Below are 26487 nucleotides of genomic sequence, written 5' to 3' on the forward strand. Positions count from 1 at the left end.
ACGCCTTACCCGGCACTGACGCTACGCCCCGTTCGGGGAGCTGTCTGTCTGCCAGCTCCGTTGAGCAAAGCGCCACCAGAGCAGCACCGCCACCAGCGCAATGGCGCTCAGCACACTAAAAGCCGTCGCAAAAGAGTAGTGTCCGGCGATCGTCCCGGTTAACGCGGGGCTCATCGATGCGCCAACACCCTGCATCAGCATCACCACGCTCTGCCCGGCATTGACGTGCCCGCTTCCGCGCAAAAGTACCACGATAAATGACGGCACCACCACGCCCAGGATCCCGGCGGCAAGACCATCAAGAATTTGTACCGGGATCATCATAAACGGTGCATCGGTGGAGGCCGCCAGCGCCGCGCGTACCGGCATGATTAACAGCGCCAGCATGATAAAGCGCCAGTAACCGTAGCGATCGATTCGCCTGGAAACCCAGATAGCCACCGGGATCATCACCGCCTGCGAAATAATGACCGTCGCCGCAGCGAACACGCCGGGATTAACGCTGGCCGGCGCGGCGGCGACCCGCATGCTGAGCATCGGCAACAGGGCCGCATTCGCCAGATGGAACAGCAGCAGCGTCAGCCCGGTCACGAAAAGTGCCCGATTTTTTATCAACACCGCAAAACCCGGCACCGGCTGATGCTCTGAGGTGTTCAGCCCGCGCGCGGCATCGTTGTCGATATCCTTATTGCGTATCGCCAGCAGCGAACAGAGCGTTAACAGCGTCGTACAGGTCATCAGCAGGAAGATCCCGCCAATGCCCCAGTACCAGGCAATGCCTCCGGCAATCAGTGCCGTGAGGAAATTTCCGGCGTGATTGAAGGCCTCATTTTTGCCCATCTGCGTGCTAAACCCGCTCTGCCCCGTCAGCCCCAGGGTGATCCCGGTGATAAGCGGCCCCACAAACGCCGCGCAGATCCCGGTGACAATTTGCGAAACCGCAACGACCCCACTCTGCTGGCTGAACCAGAGCAGCAGCGTACTCAGGGTGATCAGCAGGCAGAGCAGCGCCAGAACCGAACGTTTGTTTTTGGTGGTGTCGGTGATGAATCCCGCTGGCAGTGTGGCCAGGAGTCCCGCCAGACCACCGGCGGTCATCAGTAAGCCGATGTCATCCGGCGTCCAGTGTCGCTCCGTCAGGAAGATACCGAGAAAAGGGCCGAGACCGTCACGGACGTCAGCGATAAAAAAACTCGTCAGGCACAACGCCCGCAGTGAACGAAGAGACATACTTCCTGCCTTTTGTCGGGATGGCTGGCTCGGTTAGCGGCGGCCTGAATCTCAAGTTCGCCCGGAAATCAAAACGTTGAGCCAAGTTTATCAGCCAGACGTCAGAGCGAAAACTACGCGATTTGATTACAGGCACGCCGGGTGACGCTGCGCTTACCCGCCCTACCGGATCAGCAGGCCCAGGCAAGCAGCACGGATACCCTTAATAAATTACGTGGTTGGTTTTTAGATTTAAATCTGCAATCGCCGCCGGTTTGCCGAGTAAATATCCCTGGACTTCGTCACACTTATTTTTCTTCAGGAACGACAATTGTTCTACGGTTTCCACCCCTTCAGCGGTGACCTCCATAGAATAGGCTTTACCCAGATCGATGATCTTCTCGACCACCGACTGGTTCTGTGTCGAATCCCCTAAAGAAAAAATGAAGCTTTTATCGAGCTTTAACCCGTCAAACTGGAACTTCCGCAGATAGCTCAGAGAGGCATAGCCGGTACCGAAATCATCAATCAGAATGCGTACCCCCATTTTTTTGAGCGCCTTCATGGTCTGCAACGTTTTCTCTGGATTAGAGAGCGTGACATTTTCAGTCACCTCTATTTCCAGCCGGGTAGGCTCAAGCCCGGTTTCATCAAGAATAGCTTTTATTCTTTCGGCGAGATCGCTTGCCTGGAATTCAATGGCTGAAATATTGACTGAAACCGAAAGCCCCGGCAGTTTTTCATGCGTCTCTGTACAGGCCTTACGAATGACCCAGTTGCTGAGGTTGATGATGAGCCCCGTTTCTTCAGCGAGTGGAATAAACTGATCGGGCATCATGTTTCCGCGTTCAGGATGCTGCCAGCGAACCAGGGCTTCTACGGCGTCGATGCGTGAATGTCTGAGGTTATAACGCGGCTGATAAACCAGATAGAGCTGGTCTTCCCGAATTGCGGTCTTCAGCGCTAATTCCAGCTTTCTGCGCTCGGTCAGCTTTTCCGACATATCCTGACGATAATAGACCCATCGGTTCCGACCGGATTGTTTAGCCTGATAAAGCGCAATATCAGCATAGCGTAAAAGGTCGTTTGCACTGGTACTGTCCTGGGGAGCCAGAGCAATGCCCATGCTGACGCCGATGGTCACATCATTACCATCAATGGTGAACGGACGGTTGAGTTCTTGCACGATGCGATGACACACCTCTTCTATGTGGTCCAGATGCCGGGTGTTGTCGAGAAGCAGCATAAATTCATCCCCGCCCTGCCGGGCGACAAAATCACCGCTACGAATACAGGCTTTAAGACGTAAAGCAACCTCACCAAGCAGGGCATCACCTGTGGAATGGCCAAAAATATCATTCACGGGTTTAAACTTATCTAAATCCATGCAAATCATGGCAAAGGGGGAATGGTGAAGATCTTCTTTCGCCAGCTGCCCCGTAAGGAATTCCTTAATATGATATCGGTTGGGAAGGCCCGTTAACTCGTCATGGCGTGACAGGAATTCAACACGTTTGGTGGCTTCAACTTCCAGAGAGACATCGGATGCAGCGCCCCGTAAAACCACCGTGCCATCAGGCTGAGAAGAAAATTTTGCCAGAAGCGTGCAATAAGAAGTGGCATTTTGATAGTTGGTATAAGGGCAATGCTTAAATTCGAAGCGTCCTGATAATTCCCGGCGCCTGACACACGGATTTAATACATCTTTGGTCGAAGGAAAAAGTTCATCCAGGCTGCGCCCTATCCATTGACTCTCATCATATCCCGTTACAGTCGAAAAACGCCCTGATAACCAGGTGATCGTTAACGCTAAATCGGTTTCCCAGAACCAATCGCTGGTTGTTTCACTGACATCCCTGAATCGTTTTTCGCTAATAATCAGATTCAGCCGTGCCTGCTCAAGGAGAAAGATATTTTCGTCATGGATTTTCGCCTTGTGCATAATATGGCGCATCAAAATAGCCGTCAGCGCAAGCGTCAGGAGAACGGAAAGAATGAGCAAGGGTAAAAAATAAATGATCAATGCCTGACCGGGATTTTCACTCTCCCAGATAATATGTACAGCACCCTTTTGGGTATTTAATGTTAATTCAGTCGGATTATTTGCCTGGGAAACGGTGTTGAAGGGCAAAGCGCGAACATTTTCGATACCCGCATCGCGTCCAATCGCGAGAAGTTTCTTAGCCGTTAACTTGTCTATAAACAGCATGGTTGAAGGCTTACCGGGCAAGGGTTGAACACTCGCATCATCACCCGTCGTGATCCAGGCCGCAGAAACAATGGCGGGTACGGAGTCGATAAGCGTTAGCGTGGACACCGGCAACCCATTATTCATACGCATTTCACTGAGTAACTGCTCTTTTGTGGCGTGATCTATCCAGCGTTGCAGATCTTCACGCTTCAGTTGTCCGTCAAGTACGCTGTAAAGGGAGGCGCCATCCGGGGACAGCACGAACACGCCTTCGTAGCCAAAGTTATCGTACAGGGACTTACCCAGGTTCTGTTTATCCCATGCCCAGTTTATGTCGATTTTTTGATGAAGGTGATTGTAGGCATCACCCCACTCAGCATAATCTTTCAAATGACTACGCACGTTTTCCTGACGGCTGTCTAACGCCTTTCTTAACAAGAATTCATCATGCTTGTCGCCGATTTTATTCACATTGTTTTTTATGATTAGCAACGAAACTATCGCTGCGATGAAAATACATATCAACAGCGTAACAATATAGGTAAATGTTTTATTTATCAGTCCTTTAGAATGCTCGCTATCCGTAAAGCCAGGGGTCTTCTGAGGTATGGTCATTCTTCGCCTTCTTAACTGCGATTACGTCATTTTATTGTGCCATCCTCAGTTATCGGCAAAAAAAAACAAAATTTTATAGCGAAGCCCCCTTAAGCGAAACAAACTTTATTTTACAAGCCAGATCAAATTATTGCGCATTAATTTATATAAAAAACCGGGCTGCCCGCCCGGCTCTGTTTCCAGCCAATAATGATTCTCTGGTATAACCCAATTATACTCTGTTAAGCAGAATATTTAGCATACGCCGTAACGGTTCCGCGGCCCCCCATAATAGTTGATCCCCAACGGTCAATACCGAGTAAACAGGATCATTATTTAGCGCCATTTTTTTATAACGCCCTACGCCAACCTCAAGCGTGCCGCTAATATGTGCGGGAGTCAGCTGGCTGACGCTGGCCTCTTTATTATTAGGAACGTATTTTACCCAGGGATGAGCGTCGCTTACTATTTTGGCAAATTCAGCTTCATCCACTTCACGTTTCAGCTTCATCGTAATCGCCGCACTATGGCACCTGATAACACCAACACGAATGCACAGACCATTAACCGGGATGGTACCTTTTTTCAGGCCAAGGATTTTATTTGTTTCTGCTTCACCCTTCCACTCTTCGCGGCTATTGCCATCCCCCAGGTCGCTATCAATCCAGGGAATGATGCTCCCCATCAGCGGCGCGCCAAAATTCTCAACAGGCAAGTCACTGCTGTTAATCAGTTCACTGACTTTATTAACCAGAGGAAGCACCGAGTCTGTGTTTTCCAGTTCGTCGCGGGTCAAATTTCGACTGACAAATGCACTTTGGGCGATCAACTCGCGAACATGCTTTGCACCCGCCCCAGACGCCGACTGATAGGTCATCACGCTCATCCATTCAATGAGATCGGCCTTGATCAAACCGGCGAGCCCCATCAGGCTTAAGGTGATTGAACAGTTTCCGCCTACAAAAAGTTTACCGCCCTTTTTGATGGAATCATCGATATTTTCACGGTTCACAGGATCCAGGATGATACAGGCTCTTTCGTCCATTCGCAGCGCTGATGCGGCATCGATCCAGTAACCTTCCCACCCATAATCAATTAAAGATTGATAAATTGATTTTGTATACTCACCGCCCTGGCAGGTAATGATGATATCCATTTCCACCAGCGCATCCAGGGAATAAGCATCTTTAAGTACCGAACGGACACCATTAATGACAGGCCCAGGCGCCCCAACAGAAGACGTACTAAAAAAACTGGCTGCAATATCATTAAAATCATTTTCTTCGACCATGCGTTGCAGCAATACTGAACCAACCATGCCGCGCCAACCAACAATGCCAACCTGCTTCACGGGTTTACCTCAATGACGTTACAAAAGTGTTAAGGGAGGTAAAGTTTATAACCCGTTAAATCCCGCGCGTCATTCTTTATTTTACTCGTTTTTGCAATAATAAGAATGTTTAATAAGGGGTTAGCGAAACTGATGAATATTGTGTTTGTGTTCAAGTCAAAAAAATAGATATCTTTAATTAGGCTGTTTAAAACGATTTTATGCCCCGGGGAAACATAAAGTCATAGTTATCAGCGAAGCCGATGCCCACACCGATGCGCCGTTTGCAACGCCACCTTTCCTCAACGCATAAAAAACCCGCCGGTTGGCGGGTCGGTTAGTCTTTAAAGATCAGAGATTTTTTTTCTTCAACTCTTCAAGCCTGCTGTTATCTTCCTCAGTGAACATTGTTGCATCATACAACGCCTGATTATCAGTACCGTCCACTCTTACGAGTGTCACAGTCAAAACAGCGTCTTTTGGGGCATAAAGTACACCCCATTCAGAATTCTTAGGGGGGGCAATAGCCCATGTGGCTTCTTCATTTGGCTTAAGCCCCTCAGGAATATCATAGAAAAAATTACTTACCAGCCATGGTACTGAGTATCCCTCGCTTGCCATCACTCCGTGCAGGTACGCTCTGGAGATAACGGTATCAGTATTATTTTTAACAACCAGTCTAATTACGGGTTGTGGCTTACCGTCTTGCTCAGGCTCCATGGTAAATCTGGATGATAAAACCTGGATTTTCATCAACTCTTTTTTAGCCACGTCGGCGTCAGCTTTTTTCTGTTCCAGCGCTTTGATTTCCTGAGTCATCTTTTCTTTTAACTTCATCTCTCTCTCAGCAGTGACTTGCTGTGCGTAAGAGATTATTTCTTCACCCGTCTTACCAGACAGGCTTTCGCGCATCTTTTTGCTTATCTCTTCGTTATCATTATTTGAAGTGGAACGCATCAGGTCAGCCATATCGATGTTACTGAATGCCACAACCTTTAAGGCGCTATCGAATTCCTCCCGTTTATTTTCCGGAAGTGAATCTCTGACTTTGGCTATCGAGGATTTCATTGCAGCATCAGTTGAAGAATCAATTTTGGGTTTATCGCACCCGACGAGTAAGCAAGAAAGTAATAACACACCAATAATTTTCTTCATGTTCCTGTTCCATCAGTAAAAAAATTAAGATTAATCCTACCAGAGTTTGACCATACGACAAAATCTACTTGTGCATGTTATTGGAAATTTGTTGCATACCAGACGAAACCCTTAGCTTTAACTGCTTCGCCAGTGCGGAGCAAAATTAGAGACGTTTTCGAGAAGAGAAATTGGACAAAAAAACCGGGCTTCCGCCCGGTCCTGTTTAAGCCAAAAATGACGCTACTCGCTCAGCCCGCGATTCTCCAGCATTGGCTCAATCTTCGGATCGTGCCCGCGCCAGTTCCGGTACAGTTCAGCTAAATCCGTGCTGTTCCCGCGCGACAGAATCGCCTCGCGGAATGTTTGCCCGTTTTCACGGGTTAAGCCGCCCTGCTCGACAAACCACTGATAGCCATCGTCTGCCAGCATCTGTGTCCACAGGTAGGCGTAATAGCCTGCCGCATAGCCGCCGCCGAAGATATGCGCAAAGTAGCTGCTGCGATAACGTGGCGGTACGCCGGGCAGATCCAGCCCCTCTTTTTGCAACGCTGCCTTTTCAAATTCCTCTACGCTCGAAACGGCCTCACGAATGCCGTGCCAGTTCATGTCCAGCAGCGCGGCGCTGAGCGTTTCCGTCATGTCATAGCCTTTGTTGAAATGCGTCGCGTTAAGCATGCTCTCGCGCAGCGCGTCCGGCATGGGTTCGCCGGTCTCATAATGGCGGGCATAGTGGGTAAATACCTGCGGATGGCGGGCCCAGTGCTCATTAATTTGCGACGGAAACTCCACAAAATCACGCGGGGTATTGGTACCGGACAGCGTGGCGTAGCGCTGACTGGCAAACAGACCGTGTAGCGTGTGACCAAACTCGTGGAACAGGGTTATCACGTCATCCCAGGAGAGGAGCGCAGCACCGCCGTGACTGGGTTTTTGATAGTTACAGACATTGTAGATAACCGGTCGGGAGGCAAATTCATAAGATTGCTCAACGAAATTCCCCATCCACGCTCCGCCATGCTTTGAGTCACGGGCAAAGAAGTCACCGTAGAACAGCGCCATGCCTTCCCCGGTATGGTCGAAAATTTCCCACACGCGGACGTCCGGGTGATAAACCGGAATGTCGAAACGCTCAACGAAGCGAATGCCAAACAACTGGCTGGCCGTCCAGAACACCCCATCATTCAGTACGTTATTGAGTGCAAAGTACGGCTTGATTTGCGCCTCATCCAGCGCATATTTCGCCTGACGGACGCGCTCGGCGTAAAATGACCAGTCCCAGGCCTGCACGGTGAAACCACCCTGTTCGTCATCGATCACTTTCTGAATATCGGCCTGCTCACGTGCCGCCCTGTCGCGCGCTGCGGGGACAATTCCGCGCATAAAGGTCAGCGCGGCCTCAGGCGTTTTCGCCATCTGGTCGCTGATACTCCAGCTGGCAAAATCATCAAACCCCAGTAGCTGCGCCTGGCGCGCGCGTAAGGCAGTGAGACGAAGGATCAGCTCGCGGGTATCATTTTCATCGCCTTTCTGCGTACGCAGCCAGCCCGCGTTGAACAGGTTTTCACGGGTCTGTCGATTGCGAAGCAGTGAAAGCGCAGGTTGTTGGGTGGTGTTCAGGAGGGGGATTAGCCAGCGATCCTTCAGCCCTTTATCGGCGGCGGCCTGAGCAGCCGTGGCGATCTCGTCCGCGCTTAAACCCTCAAGCTGATGAACATAATCCACCACCAGCCCACTCGCATTATCGGCGGCCAGAAGACGCTGGTTAAACTGGCTGATAAGTGATGCCGCTTCTGTGTTCAGGGCTTTCAGTTCAGCTTTTTCGTCATCATTCAGACGCGCCCCGGCCAGCACAAAGCGTTGGTACGTCACTTCGACCAGTCGGCGGGACTCTGCATCCAGCGCCGCACGATCCTGCCAGACGCTTTCGACGCGGGAGAATAGCGTATCGTTGAGCCAGATATCATTTGCCAGCGCGGCTAATTCAGTCGAGAACTGTTCCTCCAGCTCCTGTAAGCGGGCATTGGTGTGCGCCGACGTCATGGCGAAGAAGACACTGCTGACGCGCGCGAGCATGGCACCGCTTTTTTCCAGTGCCAGTACCGTGTTGTCAAAATCGGGGGCTACCGTTTGCGCGACGATAGCGTCAATATCTGCCCGCTTCTGGCGCAGGGCTTCATCAAACGCCGGGCGATAGTGGCTGTCGTTGATTTCATCAAAACGCGGGGCCTGATAAGGCAGCAGGCTAATGTCAAAAAAAGGATTACGGGTTGACATCTTTTACTCCTGGTAACGGTTAACTTTCCCAGAGTAGGCCAGGCCGCCGTTGACCGCAATGCGGTCATACAAATGTTGCCTTAACGCACCCTCTCAGGGCGTGCTATGTTAGTACAACACAAAAAGCGTTGAGGAACAGTGAGATGATTATTTTAGTTACCGGGGCAACGGCAGGTTTTGGTGAAAGCATCACGCGTCGCTTCGTCGCCAACGGGCATAAGGTGATTGCAACCGGTCGTCGTCAGGAGCGTCTGCAGGAGCTGAAAGAGGAGCTGGGTGACAACATCCTGACCGCGCAGCTGGACGTGCGTAACCGTGCCGCCATCGAAGAGATGATTGCCAATCTTCCTGCCCAGTGGCGTGCCATCGACGTGCTGGTCAACAACGCCGGTCTGGCGCTGGGTCTGGAGCCCGCCCATAAAGCCAGCGTTGATGACTGGGAAAACATGATCGACACCAACAACAAAGGTCTGGTGTACATGACCCGCGCCGTACTGCCAGGCATGGTTGAGCGCAATCGCGGTCATATTATCAATATTGGCTCGACCGCCGGAAGCTGGCCATATGCGGGCGGCAACGTTTACGGTGCGACCAAGGCGTTTGTGCGCCAGTTCAGCCTGAACCTGCGTACCGATCTCCACGGCACCGCCATCCGCGTCACGGATATCGAGCCGGGCCTGGTGGGCGGTACCGAATTCTCGAACGTACGCTTCAAAGGCGATGACGCGAAAGCGGATAAAACCTACGAGAATGCCAACGCGCTGACGCCGGAAGATGTCACCGAAGCGGTCTGGTGGGTTGCGACGCTGCCAAAACACGTCAATATCAACACCGTAGAGATGATGCCTGTCAGCCAGAGCTTTGCCGGACTGAGCGTCCATCGTGGCTGACTCTGCCCTTCCCGGCCTGCGGGCCGGGTCTGTATCAGGGTATAAAAGAATGGTAGTATGTTCAGGCTAACTCTCTGAGAAATGACAACTCATGGCCGCTGAATCGCAACTCAATCCCACCCAGCCCGTTAACCAGCAAATCTATCGCATTTTACGACGTGATATTGTGCATTGCCTGATCCCGCCTGGCACGCCGCTCTCCGAAAAAGAGGTATCTGTGCGTTTTGACGTTTCCCGTCAGCCCGTGCGTGAGGCGTTTATCAAGCTTGCCGAAAACGGCCTGATTCAGATCCGCCCGCAGCGCGGCAGCTATGTGAATAAAATATCGCTTTCTCAGGTCCGTAACGGCTGTTTTGTCCGGCAGGCCATTGAGTGCGCGGTGGCGCGTCGTGCGGCCACGCTGATTAATGACAACCAGTGTTATCTGCTGGAACAGAACCTGCATCAGCAGCGTATTGCCATCGACCGTAAACAGCTTAACGATTTCTTTCAACTGGACGATGAGTTTCACCAGAAGCTGGCGCTAATTGCCGATTGTCAGCTGGCCTGGGACACCATTGAAAATATAAAAGCCACCATCGACCGTGTGCGTTATATGAGCCTCGACCACGTCTCTCCGCCGGAAATGTTGCTCCGACAGCATCATGATATTTTTAGCGCACTGGAAAAACGCGATCCTGACGGTGTGGAAAAAGCGATGACTGTCCATCTGCAGGAGATCAGCGAATCCGTGCAGCTTATTCGTCAGGAAAATAGCGAGTGGTTTAGTGAAGAGTAAAATTCGCCGCCCCTTAACGGGCGCGGCGAGAATATCAGCGCACGACCAGGACGGGAATAGTGGCGTAGCGCAGGATAGATTCGGCATTTGAACCCAACAGATGCGTGGTGATACTCGGGTTTTTTGAGCCGATAACAATCACGTCATATTCCCCTTCTTTGCTCATCCTGATAATTTCGTCGCGCACGTTGCCGAAACGTACCTCACAATGAATGTCCTCCGGGGTGAGATCGAAGAGACGCGATAACTCCTTCATCTTTTTGCTGGATTCCGCGGTCATATACTCTTCAAACTTCCTGATATCTGCATTGAACCCGCGCAGTAACGAGCGGCTGCTGTTGGGCAGAATGTTGACCAGGGTAATCGATGCGCCTTCAGCCTTCGCCAGGTTGGCCGCATGCCGCACCGCTTTATCGCTTAAATCCATTTCAAACACATCAACAGGCATCAAAATCTTTTTATACATAAGCCTGACTCCTTATTGTTAAAAGACGTTATTTACTGCACCCAGAGTGCCATGAGAAATATAAACCCGACCTAAACGCTCACCGGCTGAAATTATCAATTAAAGAAAATAACTGTCCGCTTTGTAAATCAGTGTCGTGAACCGTCATCGCCGTACCGGAATCAACAAAAAAGTGTGAGTTTGATCAAAAACAAAAAAACGATCGCCAGAGAGGCGTATTTATAGTGCCCCGTGGACGGCACAACCTGAAATAGCGCCGTAACGGATGTGTTAGCGAGGAGAAAATACCATGATGACTTACGACCGTAACCGTAATGCAATTACCACCGGTAGCCGCGTAATGATTAACGGCACCGGGCACACAGGCGTAATTAAAGCGATCCACAGCGACGGGCTGGATGCCGCGCAGGTGCGTCGTAGCAAAACGGTGGAAGTGGAAGGATGCGAAGGTAAGTTCGAACCGATTGAACTGATTCGTTTGGGTATGCACTAACCGGTGCGACATCATGCCGCCGCGAACGGCGGCATGACATGAATTACAGCTGTGCCGCGTACTGCGCAACCGTGGCTTTCGCCCCTTTTTGCAGTAACGTCTGATACGCCGTCATGACCGCCTCAACAAAGCACGTTTCGTATGGCAGTTCCTTGCCGAAGATGGCCTCAATGCCCAGCAGGGCTTTCACCCGACTTTCCCCTTCCGCGCTCCCGTTGACCGCCGCCTGAATCACTGCCAGCTGAGGATCGCTCACCTCGATGGCGTTCCCCTGCTCATCCACCCCGCCGACATAGCGCATCCAGCCCGCTACACCCAGCGCCAGCAGCGGGAAAGGTTTCTGATGCGCCAGATGCCAGCGCACGGAATCCAGCATACGTTGCGGAAGCTTCTGGCTGCCGTCCATCGCGATTTGCCAGGTCCGGTGGCGCAGGGCCGGGTTGCTGTAACGGGCTATCAGCAGATCGGCATAGTGGCCTAAATCAACCCCTTTTACTTTCAGCGTCGGCGCCTGCTCTTTCAGCATCAGCGCGTGGGCGGCACGGCGGTAATGTTCATCTTCCATACAGTCGTTGATGTGCTGATACCCCGCCAGATAGCCAAGGTACGCCAGGAAAGAATGGCTGCCGTTGAGCATACGCAGCTTCATCTCTTCAAACGGAATAACGTCGACCACCAGCTCCGCCCCTGCCTTTTCCCACTGCGGACGTCCGGCGACGAAGTTGTCCTCAATGACCCACTGACGGAACGGCTCGCAGGCCACGCCCGCCGGATCGCGTACGCCGGTCAATTGTTCGATTTTATCCAGCGTTTCCGGCGTCACCGCAGGCACAATACGATCCACCATGGTTGACGGGAAGGTGACGTTGGCCTCAATCCACGCGGCCAGCTCCGCGTCGACCGCGCGGGCATAGGCGCAGGTGACATTGCGCATAACGTGGCCGTTCTCCGGCATGTTGTCACAGGACATCACGCTAAAGGCAGGCAGCCCCGCCGCTTTGCGTCGCGCCAGCGCTTCAACCACCACACCCGGCGCAGATTTGGGCTGATGCGGGTTTTGCAGGTCGGCCGCAATCAATGGGTGATCGAGCATCAGTTTGCCCGTCGCCGGTGAGTGGCAGTAGCCTTTTTCGGTGATGGTAAGCGACACAATCGCCACCTGCGGCTCACACATCGCCGCCAGTACGGCATCCAGCCCGTCAACCTGCGCGTGCAGCGCGTTTTTGACCACGCCGACGACCCGTGATGTCCACGCGTCCGCCGACATTTCGGCCACTGTATAGAGGTTATCCTGCGCGTTCAGATCGGCAATCTGCTGCTCACCGCCAATCAGGTTCACCTCTGTGTAACCCCAGTCGCCGCCGTGTTCAGCGGCCAGAATATCGGCGTACACCGCCTGGTGTGCACGGTGGAACGCGCCAAACCCTAAATGAACAATGCGTGCCTGGAGGCTGCCGCGATCGTACTGAGGCAGCGTCGCTTTCGCCTGTAATAATCGGTTTTCCATGGTTGAGACTCGTTTAATTAAGGAAGCTGAGTTCTGCGACCGCACCTTGGCGCGCGGTCGCGCATGTTGACTACACCAGCCAGAATGGCAGTAACCCCCTGGTGCCTTGCCCACCACCATACGGGTTATGTTCAGCGGAACATTGATTTACATTAACTTTGCGCCAACTGGTGTGATATCAAAATTAAGTTGTGTGACATCTTTCAAAAAGATATGTACCACCATCACACAGGATTACGCGCCGGTTCTGCGCCAGAACGGCCAGCGGGCTCACGGCACAGCCTGTCGTAGGAATACCCCGTCAAATCTTCCACCACGCGGCGTGCTTCGGCGGAAACCAGCTGGGGAGAACCGTTCGCTTTCAGACGGTCCAGTTCATCCACGAAGATCTTGTGCGTACGCTTGTTCAGATGGAACGTTAATGCCTGCCACAACGCCAGGATAAGTAAGCCCGCAGTCCCAATGAACATCAGCATCGCGATGGTATGGATGGCCTCCTCCGGCTGTGTCTGGCTGCCCTTCACAAAGCCGCCATTCTGCAACAGCAGCCCCACAATAAAGGTGGCGATGGCCACGGTCGTTTTGCGGGAGAAGGTCATCACCGCCGCGAACAGCCCCTCGCGACGCTGGCGACTAATCATCTCGTCAATATCCGGGATGAACGGGAAGACGTTCCACGGCGTAAACTCCAGCACACAGCGACCGACCTGATATAACCCGGCCAGAATCACCAGCGTCGCGACGGTATTGAGTGCCGGAATTTGATACACGGCGAAAAACCCGCCCAGGCAAAGCATCATCAGCGAGTAGGCAAACACATACAGCTTCGACGGCCCGAATTTAATGATCCCCACTCCCGCGATCAGCGTGACAGGCAGGCCGACGATACTCATCGACAGCAGTGTGCCGGCGAGCGACGAAGAGACATTCAGGCAGTAAACACAGAAGAAGACAAACACGGTGTTGTAGACATCTTTCCCGGTAAACGACAGCAGGTAGATGGCAAGGTGTTTTCTGAAAGCCCGGATTTTCAGCGTTGAACCATACTCTTTAAAGAGGCGACCAAAGGCAGCCAGCTTTTGCGTCAGCGTTCGGGGCGCCGTGCTGGTTTCAAGCCCGGCCAGCATTTCCGGGGTTAACTCGCGTTCCCAGGTCACCTTCCACGAGATAAAGACGCACACCATAAACAGGACGGCAAAAATAACGCCGTTAATCAGATAAGCATGGGCGCTGTTTTCCCCAAAATAGCCAATCAGCAGCCCCGGAATGAACGTCGCCAGGAAGGTGCCGGACGCAGAAAGGAACATGCGGCAGGTCGAAAGCTTGGTGCGCTGATTAAAGTCTTTTGTCATTTCCGATGGCAGTGTTTCCCAGGGGATCAATACCATCGCGGCGATAATTTCAAACGCCAGATAGACTGCGAGATAAAAACCGTAGGTCATGCCATCAAGCCACAGTAACGCATAGACCAGCATTAACGGCGCGCCGATCAGCAAAAAGAAGCGTCGACGACCAAATTTTTTACCAAAATAATTTTTGTAAAAATGATCGGTAAAACTTCCCATAAACAGACTGACAATGGCATCGACAATACGCGCGATGGCGACAATGGAGGCTGCTTCAACCGGCGATAGCCCAACGAATGTCGTATAGAAAAATAATAGCCAGGCGCCGATCACGGTAAATGCACCGCCACCCATAATATCCGTTAGTCCGTAGCCGATACTAACCGGAATGGTAATTTTTTTAGCCGCACGAGACATATTTCATCCCCACTTGATGAAGTGAATTTAAAATTTGAAATAATTATTAGCGTTGTCGTGGCAAATATTTTTTATCATCCGCGTGAGAATATCGTTATTATCAGGGACTTCTCCCCGCTCCACCCAACCGCCGATCATATTGCATAGAATGCGGCGAAAATAATCGTGGCGGGTATAGGAAACCAGGCTGCGGGAGTCGGTCAGCATGCCGACAAAATTCATTAACAGCCCCTGATCTGCCAGGCTGTTGAGCTGGTTTTCCATCCCGCGACGGGTGTCGTTAAACCACCAGCCGGAGCCGAATTGCATCGGTGATTTCACTCCCCGTTCTGCACTCTGAAAATTGGCGATCGTCGTCGCGACAATATCGTTGTAGCTGGGGTTGAGGTTATACAGAATGGTTTTCGGCAGCGCGTCTGCAAGGGCCATGGCATCCAGCAGTTGATTAATATTCGCAGCAAGATTGACCTGATCCGTCAGTGAATCAAACCCGGTATTTATGCCCAGGGCACGGTACATGCGGGTATTATTATTGCGTATCGCACCGAAGTGTATCTGCATGGCCCAGTCATGCTGCCGGTAATAACGCGCGAGCATGATAAAAATAGCACTGTCAAGAATCGCGCTATCCCGCGCGTTGAGATGTTCACCCTGCCGTTTACGGACAAATATCGATTCCACGATACTGTCATCCGCAGCCTGAAAATGGATTTCCACGGGGCCATGATCCGAAATACGGCACCCCATGGCGTGGAACCAGGCAATACGCTCGCCGAGCGCAGCAGCAAAATCGCTGAAGGCGTGAATGGACCGCCCCGTCAGCTCCGCTAATCGTTCGGTAAAGTCGGCGAACTGATGCGCATCCGGCGTAAAAACGTCATCCGGGCGGAATGTCGGTAAGACCTTGACGTTAAACGTCGCGTCATCGCGCAATAACTGATGGTAACGCAGGTCATCCAGCGGTGCGTCTGTGGTACAAATGACCTCCACTTTTGAGCGTTTAATCAGTTCGCGGGGCGTAAAATCAGGCTGTTGTAATAAACGATTACAGCGTTCCATTATTTCACGCCAGTTATGGCTGCCCAGCGGTTCATCACAGGAAAAATAGTGATGCAGCTCTAAATGCGTCCAGTGATAGAGCGGATTGCCATAGCTGGCGTCGACCGTTTCAGCCCACGCCGCAAATTTTTCTTCCGCGGTGGCGCTGCCCGTAATGAATTTTTCATCTATACCGTTGGCGCGCATGGCACGCCATTTGTAGTGATCGCCTGCAAGCCAAAGCTCGGTAATGTTCTCCAGCGGTTTATTTTCGAAAATATCTTTCGCAACCAGATGACAGTGATAGTCAATTATCGGCAATTCTTTCGCGACGTCGCGATATAACGCAACGCCCCTGGCATTGCTAATCATAAAATTATCATTAATGAAACTCATAGCAGCGCTCCATATTTCCGTGACTCACCTGCCTCATTGTTCAGCGCCTGTGGTTCAGCCGCGTCTTGTGCTGCGCTCAAATCACGGTCGCGCACTTCCGGCATGAAAATGGCTGAAACCAGACCAATCACGGAATAGGCAATCAGCATCGCGACAATCGGCCACCAGGAGCCGGTCATGTTGCAGAAGATCCCCGCCAGCACCGGACCAAAGCCCACCGCCACCAGACCGCCCGCCTCTTTGGAGATGGCCATGCGGGTAAAGCGATTACGCGAGCCAAACATCTCCGCCATCGTGATGTTTTCCAGCGCGAACAGCCCCAGCACCGCGAAGTTATGAATGACAATAATCGAGAGCATAATGACGCCCGGCGCATAGCTTTTATCGACGATAATCGACAGCATCGGGTACGCCAGAATGATGGCGGAGACGTTGAGCAGGATATACGGCAGACGGCGCCCGACTTTGTCCGACAGCCACCCCAGCAGCGGGATAGAGATAAACCCGAGGATTGAACTTATCATCAGCGCATCGGTGGGGATCGCTTTATCAAACAGCAACGTCTGCACCAGATACCCGGCAAGGAACGTCTGGATCAGACCGGAGTTACCCGCCTGACCAAAACGCAGCCCGGTGGCCAGCCAGAAGGATTTGCTTTTCACCATCGCCCCAAGGGAAGTATCCGGCTTCGCCACCGGTACGGCAGCTTCAGCGTCGTTCACTTTTTCGAATACCGGGCTCTCTTTCAGGTTCATACGCAGCCAGATGGCGAAGATCATCACGACGACGCTGGCCAGGAACGGTACACGCCAGCCCCATGCCACCAGTTCTTCACGATCGAGAGCAAAGAACATCACCGCCCAGATCGCCGTGGCACTCAGGGTTCCGCAGTTGGTCCCCATCGCCACCAGCGAGGAGATGATCCCGCGTTTGCCCTTTGGCGCATACTCGGCCAGCATGGTTCCTGCACCGGAGATTTCTGCCCCGGCACCCAGCCCCTGAATAATGCGCAGCGTCACCAGCAGGACCGGCGCAAAAATGCCAATCTGGCCGTAGGTCGGCAACACGCCAATCAGGGTGGTACAGATCCCCATCATGGTGATGGTAATAAACAGCACTTTTTTGCGACCAATCCTGTCGCCCATTCTGCCGAAGATAAAGGCCCCGACGATGCGCGCGATATAGCCTGCGCCGTAGGTTCCCATCGCCAGGATCAGCGCCATCGCGGCGGATTGTTCCGGGAAGAAGATCTCATGGAAGACCAGTGCGGCTCCCAGCGAGTAGAGCTGGAAATCCATAAACTCCAGCGCAGTGCCCAGCCAGCCGGATACGGCAGCTTTCACCAGGTCTGAAGTCGTTCTTTGAGGTTGTGCTTGAGTCATAATGGCTATCTCTGCAAGGTAAGATGCGTACCACTCAGAGCCTGTCTGCGCAGGCTCTTAACCGCGTAAATTATTATTGGCCGAAAGTGAGCAAGACTTTGCAGCACTGCCGCTGGTCTTTCTCAAACAGTTCGATGGCGTCTGTCACGTGGTGGTAGTCAAAGGTGTGGGTAATCAGTTTTTCGGGGTTGATCAGCCCCTTTTCCAGCCAGTCGATCACAACCGGGAATTTGTTGGCATTCAGGCGCGAGGAGAATATCGACAGCTCTTTGCCGGTGATCCCCTGCTGAACAATCTGGCTCGGATCGCTGGAAAAGCCCATCAGCACGATACGTGCCGCCGGGGAAGCCAGAGCTATCGCTTCCTGCAAAATCGACGGATGACAGGCGGCATCAATAATTAACGTCGGTTTGATGGCTTTTTCTTCCAGCGCCTTGTGTAAATCGAGATTACCGTTGTTCAGGACCCAGTCCGCGCCGCTGCGTTGCGCCATCGCCAGCCGTTCATCAATGCGGTCGACGACAATCACCTGCCTGACGTTGTAGACGCCTTTCAGCGCCTGCACGGTAACCAGCCCCATCGGGCCTGCGCCATACACCAGGGCGATATCCTGTTCCGTCGGTTTTGCCTGCCCGGTGACGTTGGCAGCAATGGTGAATGGCTCGACCATCACGGCGTGTTTATCGGGAATGGCGTCCGGGATGGGCCACGTATTTTTCGCCGGTACCACGGCGTATTCCGCAAAGCCGCCGTCGCGATGCACGCCGAGCACGACCAGGGAGGTACACACGTTCGGTTTACCCACCGAGCACGGATAGCAGTGCCCACAGCTGATCACCGGATCAACGGAAACCCGCTGCCCCAGGCGTCCGGGGTCAACGCCCTCGCCCGTGGCGTCAATCACACCAAAAAATTCGTGCCCGATAACGCGCGGATATTTCGCGAAGGGGTTATGCCCGCGGTAGATATGGCTGTCGGAGCCGCAGATCCCGGCAAGTTTAATGGTGACACGCACTTCCCCTGCCCCCGGTTGCGGGAGTGGACGCTCTTCAATCACCAGCTGGTTGGGCTGTTGGATCACTACGCTTTTCATCGTTCGCTCCTCGTTTACCAGTTCCACAGCGTGCCGTCTTCCAGACGAGCCACAGGCAGGTAGGCCGGATCGTACGGGTATTTCGCGGCCAGCTTTTCGTCGAACTCAATCCCCAGACCCGGCTTGTCGCCCGGGTGCATATAGCCGTTGTCGAAGCGCCAGTTGTGCGGGAAGACTTCAAGCATCTGTTCGGAATAGCCCATATATTCCTGCACGCCGAAATTTGGCACCCACAGGTCGAAGTGCAGCGCGGCAGCATGGCAAATCGGCGACAGATCGGACGGGCCGTGTGACCCGGTCCGCACCTGGTAGAGCGAGGCAAAGTCTGCAATACGACGCATGCCGGTGATCCCGCCTGCATGGGTAATGGTGGCGCGAATGTAGTCGATAAGCTGCTCTTCAATCAGCTGCTTGCAATCCCAGATGCTGTTAAAGACTTCACCCACGGCAATCGGCGTGACGGTGTGCTGGCGGATCAGGCGGAAGCACGCCTGGTTTTCAGCAGGCGTAGGATCTTCCATCCAGAACATGCGGAATTCTTCGATGCTCTTACCGAAACGCGCCGCTTCAATCGGCGTCAGGCGGTGGTGCATGTCATGCAGCAGATGTTCGTTGAAGCCAAATTGACTGCGCACCGCGTCGAACAGCTTCGGCGTGAAGTCGAGGTATTTCTCGGTAGACCACAGCTGCTCTTCAGGCCAGTCCCCTTTGGTAGCAGGCTCATATGCCAGCCCTTTCCCCTTCGACATGCCGTAGGTGGTTTTCATTCCCGGCACGCCGCACTGGACGCGGATCGCCTTGAAGCCCATCTCTTTATGACGGGCGTAATCTTCCAGCACGTCGTCAATGGTGTGCCCGGTGGTGTGGCAATAGACCATCACGCCTTCGCGGGAGGCACCGCCCAGCAGCTGGTAAAGCGGCATGTTTGCGGCTTTGGCTTTGATATCCCACAACGCCATATCCACGGCGGAGATTGCCGACATGGTGACCGGGCCGCGACGCCAGTAGGCGCCTTTATAGAAGAACTGCCAGATATCCTCGATGCGGTGCGCATCGCGGCCAATCAGCTGCGGGCAGAGGTGGTCTTTCAGGTAAGAGGCGACGGAGAGTTCGCGTCCGTTCAGCGTGGCATCGCCAAGACCGACGATGCCTTCATCGGTCGTAATTTTAAGGGTGACAAAGTTACGCCCCGGGCAGGTGACAAATACTTCAGCCCCGACAATCTTCATAATTCCTTTCCTTCCATCGCATGTTGTGATGGGGGAAATTTACGCAACTGAGCTACTACCATACAAGTATAACGATCAAAATATACGCGGACGATCACAAAATCAGGGCGCTCAGGCGCGCCCCCAGCCAGCAACGATAATCAGCATGCCGCACAGGGCAATCAGGGCCCCGGCCCAGTCGTAGGCGCTGAGTTTTACCCCATCGACCACGCGTAACCACAGCAACGCGGTACAGACATAAACCCCACCGTAGGCGGCATAGACGCGGCCGCTGGCCGCCGGATGAAGCGTTAACAGCCAGACAAACAGCGCCAGCGCAACGCCCGCCGGGATCAGCAGGAGTACAGTTGCCCCTTTCTTCAGCCAGAGCCAGGGAAGGAAGCAGCCGATAATTTCACAGAGCGCGGTGGCAAAAAATAGCAGCGTTGTTTTGATCATATTTCATTTCGGGTGAGGATTTATTTAACCATCATACCTGATGATACCGTTTACTTTTCCATACCTGCGCCGCGGGTATGCCGTCATTTCTGTTTGGTGTAGAATCTGAACAGGGTAACGTGATTATCTGCACCGATTCAAAAAGGAAACGCTATGAGTACATTAAGCAAACGCCTTTGTCTGACCGCCGCACTGGCGCTGTCAACGCTCGCCTTCGCTGCAACGGCTACCGCCGAAACCAGCAAACTCATTATTGAGTCTGGCGATAGCGCGCAGAGCCGCCAGAACGCCGCGATGGACAAAGAACAATGGAATGACACCCGCAGCCTTCGTCAGAAGGTGAACAAGCGTGCTGAGAAAGAGTGGGACAAAGAAGATGTCGCCTTTGACGCACGTGATAAGTGTCAGCAAAGCGCAAACGTTAATGCCTACTGGGAGCCGAACACCCTGCGTTGCCTGGATCGTCGCACGGGTCGTACGGTAGCACCGTAATGCCGGGTCTTGAGGTTAAACTGCGGCCGCTGGAGCGCGAAGATTTGCGCTTCGTCCACCAGCTCGACAACAACGCCAGCGTGATGCGCTACTGGTTTGAAGAGCCGTACGAGGCGTTTGTCGAGCTGTCCGATCTGTACGATAAACACATTCACGATCAGAGTGAACGGCGTTTTGTGGTGGAGTGTGAAGGCGAAAAGGCCGGGCTGGTTGAACTGGTGGAGATCAACCACGTGCATCGCCGGGCTGAATTCCAGATCATTATCTCCCCGGAGCATCAGGGTAAAGGCCTGGCCTCACGGGCGGCGAAGCTGGCGATGGACTACGGATTCAACGTGCTGAATCTGTACAAGCTCTATCTCATCGTCGATAAAGAGAACGAAAAAGCGATCCATATCTACCGTAAGCTGGGCTTTATGGTGGAAGGCGAGCTGATCCACGAGTTCTTTATCAACGGGGAATACCGCAACACCATTCGCATGTGCATTTTCCAGCACCAGCATCTGGCCGGACACAAACCGTCTGGTGCCAGCCTGCTGAAACCTACCGCGCAGTAACCTGCGCGGCTTTACTCTCAGTAGTATTCAATGGTGTTTTTTATGCTGTACTTGCGCTCAACCGCGGGTTTCACGCTGTCGTCGGTGATCGTCAGGTCGCAGCTCACCGGGTTATTGTGCCGGTCGTAATCGCAGCTCTGCTTCACGTTCCCCAGCGGTTTGTCATTCAGTAAACTCACTGCCGAGTAATCCATTCTTTTGCGCAGATCCTTCGAGGGTGTCGACTGTACGGATAAGTGCTGACCCCCGGAAACGGTGGTTTTGCCGAGCGGATAACCATCTGCGTCATAGCGATACTTCACTTCCATCTCTTTACCGTGCGCCGCGACCACAAATCCGTTGTCATCGGTATCCCACGTCACACCGGCAGACGGCAGTTCCGCCAGCTGGCATTTGCCCTGCAGTTTCACTTTTCGCTGCTGGGTTTCTGCATCGATGTAGTAGTTGGCATCCAGCACCAGCGCGACGCCGGTATTCGCTTCAAGATCGTGTAGCTCAAGCGTATCAAAGCACCCTTCTGTCGACATCGTCCCGGTCACCCGTTTGGAGACCTCGCCCTTGTCGTTAAACAGCGTCTGGGTAAAGTCTTTGACCGGGCCGCGCAGCGGGTCAAAATCAAACTCATTCGAAAAACTCGCCATCTCAGGCGTGAACGACAGCGGCGCGGAATTGTTGTCGCACCCCACCAGTGTCGCGGCCAGTAGCGTTATCGCTGCGTATTTCTTCACATCATTTACCGATTCAGGGAGATTATTCCCAATCATATTAGCAAATACAGAGAGTTAACGAATAGTGATTCGTTTTTCTTCGTTTCACACCAGACGGCGAGGTGACTTATAGCAAATTCCAATAGCACGTCAGAAATGTATAACTATCTGAAATATATCTAATTTCTATAACATTTTTTGCCTACTACAATTGTAATTCAGGATATTAACTGACCCTTCTTTTTAACAACGAGAATGGGGTTTCAAAATGGCAATTCCTGCATACCTTTGGCTAAAGGACGATGGCGGAGCAGATATTAAGGGCGCTGTAGATGTACAGGATCGTGAAGGAAGTATCGAAATTTTAGGCTTCGGTCATGGACTGCATCTACCCACCGACAGCTTAACGGGAAAGATAACAGGCACGCGCGTGCATAGCGCTCTGGTTTTTGAGAAGGAATTCGACAGCTCAAGCCCTTACCTCTATAAAGCCGTAGCAAAGGGTCAGACGTTTAAAAGTGCGGAGTTCAAATGGTACAAGATTAACGACGCTGGCCAGGAAGTCGAATACTTCAACATGTTACTGGAAAACGTCAGAGTTGTCGCAATATGCCCTCTTATGCATGACATAAAAAACCCGGCTACTGAAAAGCATAATCATCTCGAAAGCATCTCATTGCGTTATGAAAAAATAACATGGAGACACTGTGACGGTAACATTATTTTCTCAGATGAGTGGAAAGACAGATGATTCGATGTACTTTTCATTTAAATGGAGGACAATTGTCAACATTAAGCTGTCCAGGTCTGGGATTTTTTCCTGCATATTCCGGAAATGCTGGACCGAATAGAAATAATCCCGACGCAGTTGCGATTCCGAAAGTCGGTCCATTACCACCGGGGTTGTATTACATCGTTACCCGGCCGCGAGGGGGATTAAAAGCACGCTGGAAAGACACCATCAAAGAGCTTGAAAGTGGCTCCAACCGTGACTTTTGGTTTGCTCTTTATCGTGCCGATGAACATATTGATGACATTACATTTATTGATAACGTAGAGCGTGGTTCTTTCCGCTTGCACCCCGCTGGGCAGTCTGGGATCAGTAACGGATGCATCACACTGCCAAACCATGCGCACTACACAATCTTAATGCATGCTTTGTTAGCCTCGGGAGCGATGATGATCACCTCTGAATTAAAAGCCCTTGGTACAATACAGGTATATTAATGAGCGCAAAAAAAAGAGCATTCACCTGGATAGTCGAAACCATGATGTTGTTTGTCATATATTCCGCGTTGTGCTATTTCCTTCCAGACATTGAACTTTACCATCTCTACACAAGTCATTTCGGTTTTGTTACCGAACTGACGTGGAATGAAAACTATACGCTAACACTGTTTATCCTCTCGTTTTTCTTTAACGCCCTGTTGATATATCTGTGGGCTTTAAAAAAGGGAATATAATTATTGGGCGGTGATAATGCCGCCTTTTTTGTTGCACGAATATTATTTTCTTCCATCGGAATGAAGGCATAAATTTAAACAAATCATAAGAAAATTCAGAATGTGCAACCAAAAACAATTACTTACATAAACTCTGCTAACATTAATCTACACACAGAGAAAAGGAGCTACAGATGAAACGGTTACCCTGGATTACCGCCCTGCTGTTAATGAGTGCCTCTACCGCCGCGCTGGCGGCACCGGATTCCTGCGAACGTGTAAAAAGCGACATTCAGCAGAAAATCATCAACAACGGCGTACCGGAATCTGGCTTTACGCTGAACATCGTACCCAACGATCAGGCCGATCAGCCGGATGCGCAGGTCGTTGGGCATTGTGCCAATGACACCTTCAAAATTTTGTACACGCGCACAGGCAGCGGGGCTGCGTCTGGCACCCAGGAGAGTCCGCAAGGCGAACCGCAGTGATTTTTATCCCCTTTCCTGACGCCAATCCCCCTTGAATTGATGAGGATTAATATTTAATACCTCCAAATAAGTAACACTCACCCCATCATTAGCCCGGTTGTAATCACGGGTGAAAATAATACACAAATAAAATGATGGGGTGAGTCATGTCCGATGTCGAACATCACGACGGTATAAGCCGTCGAACGCTCGTTAAATCTGCCGCGATGGGTTCTCTGGCGCTTGCCGCCGGTGGCATCTCGTTGCCGTTTGGATTGAAAAGCGCCGCTGCTGCGGTGCAAAACGCCGTACAGCCTGCTGAAGATAAAGTGGTCTGGGGAGCCTGCTCGGTGAACTGCGGCAGTCGCTGCGCGCTGCGTCTGCATGTCCGTGACGATGAAGTTTACTGGGTGGAAACGGATAATACCGGGGAGGATATCTACGGCAATCACCAGGTGCGCGCCTGTCTTCGCGGACGCTCCATCCGCCGTCGCATTAATCATCCTGACCGCCTTAACTACCCGATGAAGCGCGTGGGCAAACGCGGTGAAGGTAAATTTGAGCGCATCACCTGGGATGAAGCGCTGGATACCCTGACCCGCAGCCTGAAAAACGTGGTCGAAAAATACGGCAACGAAGCGGTGTACATTAACTACTCCTCCGGCATTGTCGGCGGCAATATCACCCGCTCTTCCCCTTACGCCTCGCTGGTGGCGCGCCTGATGAACTGTTACGGCGGCTTCCTGAGCCACTATGGCACTTACAGTACCGCGCAAATTTCCTGCGCGATGCCGTACACCTACGGCAGCAACGATGGCAACAGCACCTCCGACATCGAAAACAGCAAACTGGTGGTGATGTTCGGCAATAATCCGGCGGAAACGCGTATGAGCGGCGGCGGGATCACCTACTATCTCGAACAGGCGCGCGAACGCTCTAATGCGCGGATGATAGTCATCGACCCGCGTTATACCGACACCGCTGCCGGACGTGAAGATGAATGGATCCCGATTCGTCCGGGTACCGATGCCGCGCTGGTAGCCGGAATTGCATGGGTATTAATCAACGAGAACCTGGTCGACCAGCCGTTCCTCGATAAATACTGCGTGGGCTATGACGAAAAAACGTTGCCGGAAGGCGCACCTGCTAACGGGCACTACAAAGCGTATATTCTCGGCCAGGGTGACGACAACACGGCGAAAACCCCGGAGTGGGCCTCGCGCATCACCGGTATTCCGGCGGATCGCATCATCAAGCTGGCGCGCGAGATTGGCTCGACAAAACCCGCCTATATCTGCCAGGGCTGGGGACCGCAGCGCCAGGCCAACGGTGAGCTGACGTCACGTGCCATCGCCATGCTGCCGATCTTAACCGGCAACGTGGGTATCAACGGCGGTAACAGCGGCGCGCGCGAATCGACCTATACCATCACCATCGAACGAATGCCTCTGCCGGAAAACCCGGTAAAAACGCAGATCTCCTGCTTTAGCTGGACGGATGCCATCGCCCGCGGCCCGGAAATGACCGCCCTGCGCGACGGCGTGCGCGGCAAGGATAAGCTGGATGTGCCGATCAAGTTCATCTGGAACTATGCCGGTAACACCATCATCAACCAGCACTCCGACATCAACAAAACCCACGATATCCTGCAGGACGAAAGCCAGTGCGAAACCATCGTGGTGATCGACAACTTTATGACCTCTTCGGCCAAATACGCCGACATCCTGCTGCCGGACCTTATGACCGTCGAGCAGGAAGACATCATTCCGAACGATTATGCGGGCAACATGGGCTATCTGATTTTCCTGCAGCCCGTCACCGCGCCGAAGTTTGAGCGGAAGCCCATCTACTGGATCATGAGCGAAGTGGCGAAACGCCTTGGGCCGGATATCTATCAGAAATTCACCGAAGGCCGGACACAGGCGCAGTGGCTGCAGTATCTGTACGCCAAAATGCGGGAGAAAGATCCGCAGCTTCCGTCCTATGACGAACTGAAAAAAATGGGTATTTATAAGCGCAAAGATCCCAATGGACACTTCGTGGCGTATAAAAAATTCCGCGATGATCCGGATGCCCATCCGCTCAAAACCCCGTCAGGCAAGATTGAAATTTACTCCAGCAAGCTGGCAGAGATTGCCGCCACCTGGGAGCTGGAAAAAGATGAAACCATCAGCCCGCTGCCGGTGTACGCCTCAACGTTTGACGGCTGGGATGCCCCGGAACGTAAAACCTACCCGCTGCAGCTGTTTGGCTTCCACTTCAAGGCGCGCACCCACTCCAGCTACGGCAACGTGGATGTGCTTAAAGCCGCCTGTCGTCAGGAGGTGTGGCTCAATCCGGTTGATGCGGCACAACGCGGTATTCAAAACGGCGATATGGTGCGCGTGTTTAACGACCGCGGCGAAGTGCGCATTGCCGCGAAAGTCACCCCGCGTATCATGCCCGGCGTCAGCGCGATGGGCCAGGGGGCCTGGCACGACGCCAACATGAACGGCGATCGGATCGACCATGGCTCATGCATCAACACGTTGACCACCCATCGCCCGTCACCGCTGGCGAAAGGCAACCCGCAGCACACCAATCTGGTGCAGATCGAGAAGGCGTAAGGAGTAAC

The 26487-nt window shown here is 52.6% G+C and carries 23 protein-coding genes; 9 read left to right on the forward strand and 14 right to left on the reverse strand.

The features are described from left to right. Positions 1-21: 21 nt before the first annotated feature. The 5 genes from NQ842_RS13715 to dcp form a co-directional block, all read right to left on the reverse strand. Positions 22-1230 carry an MFS transporter gene (locus NQ842_RS13715; protein WP_014831746.1) on the reverse strand — a complete coding sequence of 403 codons (1209 nt, stop codon included), beginning with the start codon at positions 1228-1230 and terminating at the stop codon, positions 22-24. A gap of 202 nt (positions 1231-1432) precedes the next feature. Next, positions 1433-4015: an EAL domain-containing protein gene (locus NQ842_RS13720; RefSeq protein ID WP_257255981.1), complete on the reverse strand. Its 2583-nt coding sequence runs from the start codon at positions 4013-4015 to the stop codon at positions 1433-1435. 211 nt (positions 4016-4226) lie between these two features. Next, entirely contained in the window at positions 4227-5345 is a 1119-nt protein-coding gene (gene asd, locus NQ842_RS13725; protein ID WP_257255982.1) for an aspartate-semialdehyde dehydrogenase, read from the reverse strand. 330 nt (positions 5346-5675) lie between these two features. Beyond that, positions 5676-6479, reverse strand: coding sequence for a DUF6694 family lipoprotein (locus NQ842_RS13730; protein ID WP_192544716.1), 804 nt, complete (start codon positions 6477-6479; stop codon positions 5676-5678). A gap of 222 nt (positions 6480-6701) precedes the next feature. Next, a complete protein-coding gene (gene dcp / locus NQ842_RS13735; protein ID WP_257255983.1) occupies positions 6702-8735 on the reverse strand; it encodes a peptidyl-dipeptidase Dcp in 2034 nt (677 codons plus the stop codon). A 143-nt stretch (positions 8736-8878) separates the two neighbouring features. Between dcp and ydfG the strand changes: the two genes are divergently transcribed. Further along, entirely contained in the window at positions 8879-9625 is a 747-nt protein-coding gene (ydfG, locus tag NQ842_RS13740; protein WP_063412527.1) for a bifunctional NADP-dependent 3-hydroxy acid dehydrogenase/3-hydroxypropionate dehydrogenase YdfG, read from the forward strand. 91 nt (positions 9626-9716) lie between these two features. Next, a complete protein-coding gene (locus NQ842_RS13745; RefSeq protein WP_014831740.1) occupies positions 9717-10403 on the forward strand; it encodes a GntR family transcriptional regulator in 687 nt (228 codons plus the stop codon). Between the two features lie 34 nt (positions 10404-10437). Here the strand turns inward: NQ842_RS13745 and NQ842_RS13750 are convergent, their stop codons facing one another. Then, positions 10438-10869, reverse strand: a complete 432-nt coding sequence (locus tag NQ842_RS13750; protein WP_046887974.1) for a universal stress protein — start codon at positions 10867-10869, stop codon at positions 10438-10440. 289 nt (positions 10870-11158) lie between these two features. On the opposite strand from NQ842_RS13750, the gene ydfZ reads away from it, so the two are divergent. Next, complete coding sequence (gene ydfZ, locus NQ842_RS13755; protein WP_014831738.1) at positions 11159-11362, forward strand: putative selenium delivery protein YdfZ; 204 nt, start codon at positions 11159-11161, stop codon at positions 11360-11362. 43 nt (positions 11363-11405) lie between these two features. On the opposite strand, the gene NQ842_RS13760 is transcribed toward ydfZ, so the two are convergent. The 7 genes from NQ842_RS13760 to NQ842_RS13790 form a co-directional block, all read right to left on the reverse strand. Continuing rightward, complete coding sequence (locus NQ842_RS13760; RefSeq protein WP_257255984.1) at positions 11406-12869, reverse strand: mannitol dehydrogenase family protein; 1464 nt, start codon at positions 12867-12869, stop codon at positions 11406-11408. A gap of 224 nt (positions 12870-13093) precedes the next feature. Next, positions 13094-14632, reverse strand: coding sequence for an MFS transporter (locus NQ842_RS13765; protein WP_046887972.1), 1539 nt, complete (start codon positions 14630-14632; stop codon positions 13094-13096). A 27-nt stretch (positions 14633-14659) separates the two neighbouring features. Further along, positions 14660-16066, reverse strand: a complete 1407-nt coding sequence (gene uxaC / locus NQ842_RS13770) for a glucuronate isomerase (protein WP_203462211.1) — start codon at positions 16064-16066, stop codon at positions 14660-14662. After that, entirely contained in the window at positions 16063-17448 is a 1386-nt protein-coding gene (locus tag NQ842_RS13775; protein WP_043951621.1) for an MFS transporter, read from the reverse strand. Before NQ842_RS13775 ends, uxaC begins: the two co-directional genes overlap by 4 nt. A gap of 73 nt (positions 17449-17521) precedes the next feature. Further along, positions 17522-18541 (reverse strand): Zn-dependent oxidoreductase, encoded by a 1020-nt coding sequence (locus NQ842_RS13780; protein ID WP_257255985.1) that lies wholly within the window; start codon positions 18539-18541, stop codon positions 17522-17524. Between the two features lie 14 nt (positions 18542-18555). Then, entirely contained in the window at positions 18556-19770 is a 1215-nt protein-coding gene (manD, locus tag NQ842_RS13785) for a D-mannonate dehydratase ManD (RefSeq protein WP_014831732.1), read from the reverse strand. Between the two features lie 111 nt (positions 19771-19881). Next, a complete protein-coding gene (locus NQ842_RS13790; RefSeq protein WP_014831731.1) occupies positions 19882-20208 on the reverse strand; it encodes a YnfA family protein in 327 nt (108 codons plus the stop codon). Positions 20209-20361: 153 nt separating this feature from the next. Between NQ842_RS13790 and NQ842_RS13795 the strand changes: the two genes are divergently transcribed. Then, positions 20362-20700, forward strand: coding sequence for a DUF1283 family protein (locus NQ842_RS13795; RefSeq protein WP_013096793.1), 339 nt, complete (start codon positions 20362-20364; stop codon positions 20698-20700). Then, positions 20700-21257: a spermidine N1-acetyltransferase gene (gene speG, locus NQ842_RS13800; protein WP_013096794.1), complete on the forward strand. Its 558-nt coding sequence runs from the start codon at positions 20700-20702 to the stop codon at positions 21255-21257. Before NQ842_RS13795 ends, speG begins: the two co-directional genes overlap by 1 nt. 17 nt (positions 21258-21274) lie before the next feature. On the opposite strand, the gene NQ842_RS13805 is transcribed toward speG, so the two are convergent. Continuing rightward, complete coding sequence (locus NQ842_RS13805) at positions 21275-21985, reverse strand: YnfC family lipoprotein (RefSeq protein ID WP_257255986.1); 711 nt, start codon at positions 21983-21985, stop codon at positions 21275-21277. 247 nt (positions 21986-22232) lie between these two features. On the opposite strand from NQ842_RS13805, the gene NQ842_RS13810 reads away from it, so the two are divergent. The 4 genes from NQ842_RS13810 (at position 22233) to ynfE (ending at position 26479) form a co-directional block, all read left to right on the forward strand. Further along, complete coding sequence (locus tag NQ842_RS13810; protein WP_063412903.1) at positions 22233-22715, forward strand: Hcp family type VI secretion system effector; 483 nt, start codon at positions 22233-22235, stop codon at positions 22713-22715. Further along, the gene (locus tag NQ842_RS13815) at positions 22712-23191 is read left to right on the forward strand and encodes a DUF2778 domain-containing protein (protein ID WP_071843268.1); all 480 of its coding nucleotides are present in this window, start codon (positions 22712-22714) and stop codon (positions 23189-23191) included. The genes NQ842_RS13810 and NQ842_RS13815 overlap by 4 nt, the downstream gene beginning before the upstream one ends. Before the next feature lie 409 nt (positions 23192-23600). Next, entirely contained in the window at positions 23601-23894 is a 294-nt protein-coding gene (locus tag NQ842_RS13820; RefSeq protein WP_014831729.1) for a DUF1161 domain-containing protein, read from the forward strand. A gap of 146 nt (positions 23895-24040) precedes the next feature. Beyond that, positions 24041-26479 carry a selenate/tellurate reductase subunit YnfE gene (gene ynfE, locus NQ842_RS13825; protein ID WP_014831728.1) on the forward strand — a complete coding sequence of 813 codons (2439 nt, stop codon included), beginning with the start codon at positions 24041-24043 and terminating at the stop codon, positions 26477-26479. Positions 26480-26487: the final 8 nt, after the last annotated feature.

The sequence above is a fragment of the Enterobacter cloacae complex sp. R_G8 genome, from assembly GCF_024599795.1.
Lineage (GTDB): Bacteria > Pseudomonadota > Gammaproteobacteria > Enterobacterales > Enterobacteriaceae > Enterobacter > Enterobacter dissolvens.

What these genes read in the sequence shown, in the direction of transcription:
- manD (WP_014831732.1), bottom strand. Translation starts at nt 19,770, where the DNA reads ATGAAGATTGTCGGGGCTGAAGTATTTGTCACCTGCCCGGGGCGTAAC.
- NQ842_RS13820 (WP_014831729.1), top strand. Translation starts at nt 23,601, where the DNA reads ATGAAACGGTTACCCTGGATTACCGCCCTGCTGTTAATGAGTGCCTCT.
- ydfG (WP_063412527.1), top strand. Translation starts at nt 8,879, where the DNA reads ATGATTATTTTAGTTACCGGGGCAACGGCAGGTTTTGGTGAAAGCATC.
- NQ842_RS13775 (WP_043951621.1), bottom strand. Translation starts at nt 17,448, where the DNA reads ATGACTCAAGCACAACCTCAAAGAACGACTTCAGACCTGGTGAAAGCT.
- ydfZ (WP_014831738.1), top strand. Translation starts at nt 11,159, where the DNA reads ATGATGACTTACGACCGTAACCGTAATGCAATTACCACCGGTAGCCGC.
- NQ842_RS13795 (WP_013096793.1), top strand. Translation starts at nt 20,362, where the DNA reads ATGAGTACATTAAGCAAACGCCTTTGTCTGACCGCCGCACTGGCGCTG.
- dcp (WP_257255983.1), bottom strand. Translation starts at nt 8,735, where the DNA reads ATGTCAACCCGTAATCCTTTTTTTGACATTAGCCTGCTGCCTTATCAG.
- NQ842_RS13760 (WP_257255984.1), bottom strand. Translation starts at nt 12,869, where the DNA reads ATGGAAAACCGATTATTACAGGCGAAAGCGACGCTGCCTCAGTACGAT.
- uxaC (WP_203462211.1), bottom strand. Translation starts at nt 16,066, where the DNA reads ATGAGTTTCATTAATGATAATTTTATGATTAGCAATGCCAGGGGCGTT.
- NQ842_RS13745 (WP_014831740.1), top strand. Translation starts at nt 9,717, where the DNA reads ATGGCCGCTGAATCGCAACTCAATCCCACCCAGCCCGTTAACCAGCAA.
- NQ842_RS13780 (WP_257255985.1), bottom strand. Translation starts at nt 18,541, where the DNA reads ATGAAAAGCGTAGTGATCCAACAGCCCAACCAGCTGGTGATTGAAGAG.
- NQ842_RS13715 (WP_014831746.1), bottom strand. Translation starts at nt 1,230, where the DNA reads ATGTCTCTTCGTTCACTGCGGGCGTTGTGCCTGACGAGTTTTTTTATC.
- NQ842_RS13730 (WP_192544716.1), bottom strand. Translation starts at nt 6,479, where the DNA reads ATGAAGAAAATTATTGGTGTGTTATTACTTTCTTGCTTACTCGTCGGG.
- speG (WP_013096794.1), top strand. Translation starts at nt 20,700, where the DNA reads ATGCCGGGTCTTGAGGTTAAACTGCGGCCGCTGGAGCGCGAAGATTTG.
- NQ842_RS13790 (WP_014831731.1), bottom strand. Translation starts at nt 20,208, where the DNA reads ATGATCAAAACAACGCTGCTATTTTTTGCCACCGCGCTCTGTGAAATT.
- NQ842_RS13750 (WP_046887974.1), bottom strand. Translation starts at nt 10,869, where the DNA reads ATGTATAAAAAGATTTTGATGCCTGTTGATGTGTTTGAAATGGATTTA.
- NQ842_RS13765 (WP_046887972.1), bottom strand. Translation starts at nt 14,632, where the DNA reads ATGTCTCGTGCGGCTAAAAAAATTACCATTCCGGTTAGTATCGGCTAC.
- ynfE (WP_014831728.1), top strand. Translation starts at nt 24,041, where the DNA reads ATGTCCGATGTCGAACATCACGACGGTATAAGCCGTCGAACGCTCGTT.
- NQ842_RS13720 (WP_257255981.1), bottom strand. Translation starts at nt 4,015, where the DNA reads ATGACCATACCTCAGAAGACCCCTGGCTTTACGGATAGCGAGCATTCT.
- NQ842_RS13810 (WP_063412903.1), top strand. Translation starts at nt 22,233, where the DNA reads ATGGCAATTCCTGCATACCTTTGGCTAAAGGACGATGGCGGAGCAGAT.
- NQ842_RS13815 (WP_071843268.1), top strand. Translation starts at nt 22,712, where the DNA reads ATGATTCGATGTACTTTTCATTTAAATGGAGGACAATTGTCAACATTA.